Source organism: Candidatus Hydrogenedens sp., from assembly GCA_035378955.1.
Taxonomy (GTDB): Bacteria; Hydrogenedentota; Hydrogenedentia; order Hydrogenedentales; family Hydrogenedentaceae; genus Hydrogenedens.
The window spans coordinates 1-7,366 of sequence record DAOSUS010000078.1 but is presented as its reverse complement, the minus strand read 5'-3'; the positions used below and the strand labels follow the sequence as shown (position 1 = coordinate 7,366).

The window sequence follows — 7,366 nt, the reverse complement described above, 5'->3', positions numbered from 1 at the left end:
CGTGAATATTACCTGTAATCAGAGTATTCAGCCTCCTTATAAAGTCAAACAACTTTTAACTTTACTATATTATACATTTTAAATCAATACCCCCTAAAATGAAATTGATTGGATAAATAAAAGCATTTACTTCTATTAAAAAATTTATTCTTCTATAGCCGGCAAAAACCATAAAGGATTCAGTGCTTTTTCACCTTTTCTGACTTCATAATGTAGATGAGCAGTAGTTACCCTACCTGTGTCACCAGACAGACCTATAATATCCCCTTCTTTTATAACATCCCCTACTTTAACCATCAATTGGCTCAAATGGGCATACGCACTGTGTATTCCATCTGTATGTTCTACAACAATTAATAAACCGTAACCATTCATTGTCCCTGCTAAACGAACAATTCCATCCGCCGTTGCTATTACAGGGGTCCCTTGTGGAACAATAATATCAATTCCTTTATGTACTCTTGTGCTACCGCCTCCTTTACTGCGAGAAGCGCCAAACCAGGAACTAATATACCCCGAATTATCTTTTATAGGCCAGAGATGAGGAACTTTTTCATTGAATTCTATCCCCTGTGGTATATCCCCTTTATCTGCGTTATCCATATCATTCAAAGATATTTCTATTTCCTCCTCTTCCTCATTGGAATATATATCTTCTAATAATAAATCCGGGCTTTCTTCCTGTTTGAACTCGGTATTTGTACTTAATTTCTCCAGCACATTACCATGCTGACAACTAAAAACAAAGGGTAAAAACAGTATTATACCTAAAAATAATAGAAATCGAAATTGCATCCACTATACTCCTGCTGATTTAACACATTCCTGCATTTTTTTCAAACCATTTTCTGCTACCACTTTTAAGTCCTGCTTCCAATATTCTCTATTAAAAATTTCCAACGATAGGCAACCCGTATAACCGATATTCTTTAATGTTATTAGTACTTCTTTTAAAGGAAGAATTCCATCTCCAGGATATATACGATGAGCATCGCCTTGTTCTTCGCGGGGAACATCTCCCGGCACATCATTCCAATGGAAATGGGCAATAAGTTTGCCCTGAACTAATTCTAAACCGGAGAAACCTGACCCCCCACGGAATAAGTGAAAGGTATCCGCAAGAATACATGCTCTTGGGTCATCTGCATCCACAGCAATGGCACAGGCTTGCCCAAAACGATAAACTCCCTTAAAGAAACCTACAAACTCAACAACAACCCTTATTCCATATTCTTCCTCCCCAATTTTCAGCAATTCTTTATAACAACGGGCACACCATTTCAGGTCTATATTTTCTCTATCAGGTGCTGGAATTGCTGCAATATGTTTAGAACCAATATCTGCAGCCATCCGCATTCTATTACGATTTACTTCCAGAGAAGATTTAAAGTTTTCCTCACCCTCAGGCATAGAATCCCACAGACCTATTACATTAGGTACAATAAGCCCTAAATCTTTAATTTGTTTACCTAAGTCTTTTAAATTACCTCCTTGTTTCTCGTATTCCTCTATCTCATTAATCCACGGTTCTACTCCATCCCATTTCGTTTCATGAGCAATCTTTATCTTTTCTAATAAGTTCGGGGCAGGCCTTATTGTGCTTGTATTTAAAACCAAAGGCCAAGGACTAATTCCCCCTTGATACCTTTTTGTTTCATTATCTTCTTTCTTTTGTCCTGTTTCTGTACCTCCAAAAGTAATCGGGCTAACACCTGTTAAACCTAAACCTAAAGCACATGTCTTTATAAAATCTCTTCTTGTTTCCATAATTTATTCCTTTTATTTTCTCTTGACATTTCATATAAGAATACTAAAAATTCATCTATAATTTAAAACTGCTTTTTTTATAGTTTTTGAAAGATACTTGAATAAAGTTATATAATAAACCCAAATAAGTTACCATCACCCCAAGATAAAGGAGTCTTACTATGAATGGCAAAGTTATTTCTATCTCATTGCTTTTAACTCTATTATTTTTCTTAAACACTTCTGTTTTTCCTGAGTCGCTGGAACAAATGAAAATTCAACTTAAAGCAGGTGATTATAAAATGGTTAATCCCATTCTTGTTTTACCCTGCAATGCTACTGTCCCTGAAAACAAAATAGTAACAATACTGCACGCAAAAACAGGCAAAGAATTTCCTGTGACCATACGAAATGGAGAATTTGTATGTATTCCTGAAGGTGCAATGCCTAATACAGAGCATACATACGAGGTAAAACTTCATGATAAACCCAAAGAATATGTGCCTCATGTCCAGGTAATTCCCGGAGATAAGCCTGATACCTTAAAGGTTATTATTGATGATAAATTACTTACGGTATATCATTATGGCAAAGAATGGAAAAAACCGTTTCTCTGGCCCTTAATGTCTGAAAATCAAGTTACTATTACGAGAGATTATTCCATGAAACCTGAAGGAACTCCAAAATTTGCTCAGGACCACCCTCATCATAAATCTTTCTGGTCCGCGTATGGAAACATTAATGGTGTAGATGTCTGGACAGAAGAAGAAGGAACCGGTAGTCAAAGAGTTGAAAATGTAACCTATGGTTCAGACGATGCTTATGGATGGATAGTTAGCAATAATAAGTGGTATGACAAAGATGGAAATTACCTAATTACAGAAAATCGCGAATACCGTTTTTATAATACTCCCGAGAAAGCCCGTATTTTTGATGCTTTTGTATCCTTTATTGCAGAAGAAAAGGATACTGAATTTAGGGATACAAAAGAAGGAGGAATTGTAGCTGCAAGAATGCATCCAGATATTTCATCTAAAGGGATAATAACCATAGCAAGTGGTGAAACAGGTGAAGATAAAGTTTGGGGGAAACCGACCCCATGGTGTGATTACTCTGCAGATATGAAAGATGTTGGTTGGCGAGGATTGGCTATTTTTGACCATCCATCAAACCTGCGTTATCCTACCAGTTGGCATGTTCGTAAATATGGACTTTTCGGTGCCAATTGCTTTGGATACTCCTACTTCCGCGAAAAGGAATATAATAAGAACCTTCCAAAAAATGGAAATTATACGATTAAAAAGGGTGAAACTTTGACATTCCGATATCGTATGTATATTCATTCCGGTGATGTAAAAACCGCTCAAGTTAGTGAACAAGCACGGAATTTCCAAGAAAATATTCAAGTGAATTGGGCGAAATAAATTATTTTCTGATAAGTAAATAAGGTCGAACTTGCTTGACTTGTCCGACCTTATAAAAAATCTACATTAAAAATCTACTTACCTGCTTCTTGTGCTAAACGCTGTGCTTTTATCCTCATCAACTGACTGGTGGTTGATCGTTCCATTTCGTCCAATTTGTTCTTAATAAATTTGATAGTCTCTTTCATTCGTGGGATTAATGTATGCTCTAAAGCATTAACTCTTCTTCTCGTCTTCTCTATTTCCTGACATAATCTACGGACAGTTTCTTCTAATTCAGCCATTTTCAATAGTTTAGGCAAGAATTCTTTCATTTTTGTTATAGCTTTGTCCAATTCCGATGATGTATGAATTAAAGAATAACCACCTTCGCTTTTCCCAAAAGTAATCTCCAATTTAGGAATCTGCACACTCATCAATCTTTGAGGTTTCATTTGTATATCCATCTCTTGTCTTGTAGATTCAAGAGCATCTTCTACAATTAATCTGGAAGAGGTAGCTTCAGCCAAAACAAACAATTTCAAAACCTGAGGCAATTCATTGTCTACTTCTAATCGTGCCTTTTTATATTCTGCTGTAATTCTCCCGAAATCCTTCATCAGACCATCTAATTTATCTTTTAACAACTTATGACCTCGCTGGGCTACAACCAATCTCTTTCGTAGCCGAAGCAACTCCATTCTTGTCGGATTTACTGCTAATCTCATATAGCAACCTTACATAATAATTCTATATGGGTTTATTTATTTTCGGGATAGTATTTTTCAATAAATTCAGGTCTCACGCGTTTTAACTCTGCTTTCGGGAGCAAACCAAGTAATTCCCAACCTATCCGCAGACTATCCTCAATACTGCGGTTTTCATCTTCACCCTGACGGATAAAACGGTCTTCAAATGCATCTGCAAATTTCACATATAAAAGGTCAATATCGCTCAAGGCAGATTCACCTAATACCACTGCCAATTCTTTTGCATTCTTACCGCGTGCGTATGCTGCATATAACTGATTCATTACATTTGCATGGTCTTCTCGCGTCTTTCCAACACCAATTCCTTTATCTTTTAATCGAGATAGAGACGGGAGAACATCAACCGGAGGATAAATACCCTGTGCATGTAAAGAACGACTTAAAATTATCTGCCCTTCTGTGATATATCCCGTAAGGTCAGGGATAGGATGTGTTTTATCATCTTCAGGCATGGTCAATACAGGAAGCTGGGTTATTGAACCACTCTTACCCTTGATACGACCTGCTCGTTCATAAATCGTACTTAAGTCTGTATACAAATAACCCGGATAACCGCGTCTTCCCGGAACTTCTTTCCGTGCCGCAGATATTTCGCGCAACGCCTCGCAATAATTTGTAAGGTCTGTTAGAATAACAAGAACATGCATATCTTTTTCATATGCTAAAAATTCTGCTGCGGTTAAAGCCATACGAGGAACTGCTATTCGTTCAATAGCAGGGTCATCAGCTAGATTAATAAACAGTACGGCTCTTTCAAGAGCCCCTGTTCTGCGGAAGTCATTAATAAAAAACTCTGCTTCTTCAAAGGTAATACCCATTGTAGCAAATATCACAGCAAACTTTTCACCCGTCTTCAATACCCTTGCCTGACGCGCTACTTGTGCCGCCATTCTTGAGTGAGGTAAACCCGAACCTGAAAAGAAGGGGAGTTTTTGTCCACGCACTAATGGATTTAACAGGTCTATTGTTGAAATACCTGTTTGGATAAATTCGTTAGGATAGTCTCTGGAATAGGGGTTCATGGGGTTCCCGTTAATATTCAACCATTTTTCAGGGATAATAGGAGGTCCATCATCAATCGGTCTTCCGAAACCATCAAACACTCGACCCAAAATATCCGATGAGACACCTAATTCAACCCCTTTCCCCAAAAATTTAACTGTAACACCTTGGGGAGCCAGTCCACTGGTACCTTCAAATACCTGAACTACTGCTTTGTCCCGATGCACTTCCAGAACACGTCCACGACGCATAGTCCCATCGTCAAGACGAATATCCGTTAGTTCACCGTAAGTAATTCCTTCTACTCCTTCGATTAACATTAGTGGACCGATAATTTCTTTTACTGTGCGATATTCTTTCGTAACCACGGTTATTCACCTCACTCTATTTTTATGTTGTTTAACATTTATCTATAACTTTATGACATTAAGGCTTTTACTTGTTCTGAAACTTTATTTCTCAATTCATCAAATTGGGCTAATTTATCCTCATGGATTAATTTTGCTTTAGAAATTTCTTCGAGAACAGGCAAAGTCAAAAGTTTGGTTAAAGGAACACCTTTTTGTAATGCAGGACGAACTTCATCATAGTAATGTAAAATTGTATTCAAAAGTTGAAATTGTTTTACCATGGATGTGTAGGTATCCAATTCATCAAAGGCGTTCTGATGTAAGAAATCTTCTCTTATCATTTTTGCCGCCTGCATTAACAAACGGTCTTCCGCTGGAAGAGCATCCATACCCACCAGTCGCACTAATTCTTCTAACTCTGCTTCTCGTTGCAATATAGCCATTGCCCTTCGACGCACTTCTGACCATCTTGGATTGTAATGTTCATTGGCATATTTATCAACTACTTCCTGATAGAGAGAATACGAGGTTAGCCAGTTGATTGCGGGGAAATGTCGGGCAAACGCCAACTTATCATCTAAGCCCCAGAATACTTTAACGACACGGAGGGTTGCCTGCACCACAGGTTCAGAAAAATCTCCGCCCGGAGGGGATACCGCACCGATAAGAGATAATGTTCCGTTTCTCTTATCTGAACCTAAACAGATAACATTCCCTGAGCGTTCATAGAAACTGGCAATTCGTGTTCCTAAATAGGCGGGATAACCTTCTTCACCCGGCATTTCTTCCAAACGACCGGACATCTCACGCATAGCCTCTGCCCAGCGGCTTGTTGAATCTGCCATCAAAGCCACACTGTAGCCCATATCACGGAAATACTCTGCAATTGTAATCCCTGTGAATACACTGGCTTCACGAGCGGCTACAGGCATGTTAGATGTATTTGCAATAAGAACGGTTCGTTCCATAAGGGGTTCGCCAGATTCGGGGTCTTTTAGTTCGGGGAATTCCATAAGCACATCGGTCATTTCATTCCCACGCTCACCACATCCCACATAAACCACAATACTCGCATTTGCCCATTTGGCTAACTGGTGTTGAACAACCGTTTTACCACTTCCGAACGGACCTGGTACACAAGCAGTTCCACCTTTTGTCATTGGGAAAAACATGTCAAGAACGCGTTGTCCTGTAGTCAACGGCTCCAATGGTGGAAGTTTTTTAGCAACGGGACGCGGTTCACGAACAGGCCAACGCTGGACCATCGTTAATTCACGCGGTCCTTTTTCGGTATCAACAACTGCGATAATTGTATCTACATTGCCCTCAACTGGAGCAATTTTTTTAACTGTTCCTTCAATTCCATTAGGCACCAAAATTTTATGGACAACTAATTTTGTCTCACGCACTGTGCCTAAAATATCCCCTGCTACGACATGGTCGCCCACTTTCGCTACAGGTTCAAACTTCCATATTAAAGAACGGTCTAATGAAGGGCTCTCCGCTCCACGGACAATATATTCACCATACTGTGCCGCAATTTTGTCCAGAGGTCGCTGGACACCGTCGTAAATGGAGCGAATTAAACCAGGACCTAATTCAACACTTAAGGCTTCTCCTGTCCTGAATACAGGCTGACCTGGTCCTATTCCTTCGGTTTCTTCATAAACCTGAATGGAATATTCGTCTCCTCGAATTTCAATAATTTCTCCGAACAATTTGGCTTCACCGACTCGCACCATTTCATACATTCTGGCACCGGCTAAACCACGAGCCACAACTAATGGTCCGGATACTTTGACAACTTCACCCTGATTGTTTGTGCTCATATTCTATTTCCCTAATGTTCCTTTTTTATTCACTATTATTACATTCAATACATTTTTCTTATTTATATTCATCGGGCTTATTCCTCTTTCCCGAGCATATCCACACCGATTGAATATTCAATCTGTCTTTTTAGTTCTCTAAATCCCAAATGTTGTGTGCCTTTATGTGTTGGAATCGTTGTTATAACTGCATTACTTATTAATCTATAGTCTTGTATAATTTCCTTTGACTCTTTTGCAAGTTCTTCTGTTATCAGGATTATCGA

General features: G+C 38.8%; 7 protein-coding genes. 1 reads left to right on the top strand and 6 read right to left on the bottom strand.

Features of this window, described 5'->3' with window-relative positions; all coding sequences use genetic code 11:
- Positions 1–144: 144 nt before the first annotated feature.
- Together PLA12_12295 and PLA12_12290 are read right to left on the bottom strand one after the other, a co-directional pair.
- The gene (locus PLA12_12295; protein ID HOQ33276.1) at positions 145–795 is read right to left on the bottom strand and encodes a M23 family metallopeptidase; all 651 of its coding nucleotides are present in this window, start codon (positions 793–795) and stop codon (positions 145–147) included.
- A gap of 3 nt (positions 796–798) precedes the next feature.
- Positions 799–1,767: a sugar phosphate isomerase/epimerase gene (locus tag PLA12_12290; GenBank protein ID HOQ33275.1), complete on the bottom strand. Its 969-nt coding sequence runs from the start codon at positions 1,765–1,767 to the stop codon at positions 799–801.
- A gap of 161 nt (positions 1,768–1,928) precedes the next feature.
- On the opposite strand from PLA12_12290, the gene PLA12_12285 reads away from it, so the two are divergent.
- Entirely contained in the window at positions 1,929–3,170 is a 1,242-nt protein-coding gene (locus PLA12_12285; protein HOQ33274.1) for a PmoA family protein, read from the top strand.
- Positions 3,171–3,244: 74 nt separating this feature from the next.
- Here the strand turns inward: PLA12_12285 and PLA12_12280 are convergent, their stop codons facing one another.
- The 4 genes from PLA12_12280 to PLA12_12265 all read right to left on the bottom strand — a co-directional run.
- A complete protein-coding gene (locus tag PLA12_12280; protein HOQ33273.1) occupies positions 3,245–3,877 on the bottom strand; it encodes a V-type ATP synthase subunit D in 633 nt (210 codons plus the stop codon).
- A gap of 32 nt (positions 3,878–3,909) precedes the next feature.
- Entirely contained in the window at positions 3,910–5,289 is a 1,380-nt protein-coding gene (locus PLA12_12275; protein ID HOQ33272.1) for a V-type ATP synthase subunit B, read from the bottom strand.
- Positions 5,290–5,339: 50 nt separating this feature from the next.
- Entirely contained in the window at positions 5,340–7,100 is a 1,761-nt protein-coding gene (locus tag PLA12_12270; GenBank protein HOQ33271.1) for a V-type ATP synthase subunit A, read from the bottom strand.
- Between the two features lie 77 nt (positions 7,101–7,177).
- Positions 7,178–7,366: V-type ATP synthase subunit F (locus tag PLA12_12265; GenBank protein ID HOQ33270.1), on the bottom strand; the 189-nt coding region annotated here is incomplete at its 5' end.

Bases quoted from the DNA above. Each gene is read 5' to 3' on its own strand.
- PLA12_12285 (HOQ33274.1), top strand. From the start codon at position 1,929: ATGAATGGCAAAGTTATTTCTATCTCATTGCTTTTAACTCTATTATTT.
- PLA12_12295 (HOQ33276.1), bottom strand. From the start codon at position 795: ATGCAATTTCGATTTCTATTATTTTTAGGTATAATACTGTTTTTACCC.
- PLA12_12280 (HOQ33273.1), bottom strand. From the start codon at position 3,877: ATGAGATTAGCAGTAAATCCGACAAGAATGGAGTTGCTTCGGCTACGA.
- PLA12_12290 (HOQ33275.1), bottom strand. From the start codon at position 1,767: ATGGAAACAAGAAGAGATTTTATAAAGACATGTGCTTTAGGTTTAGGT.
- PLA12_12270 (HOQ33271.1), bottom strand. From the start codon at position 7,100: ATGAGCACAAACAATCAGGGTGAAGTTGTCAAAGTATCCGGACCATTA.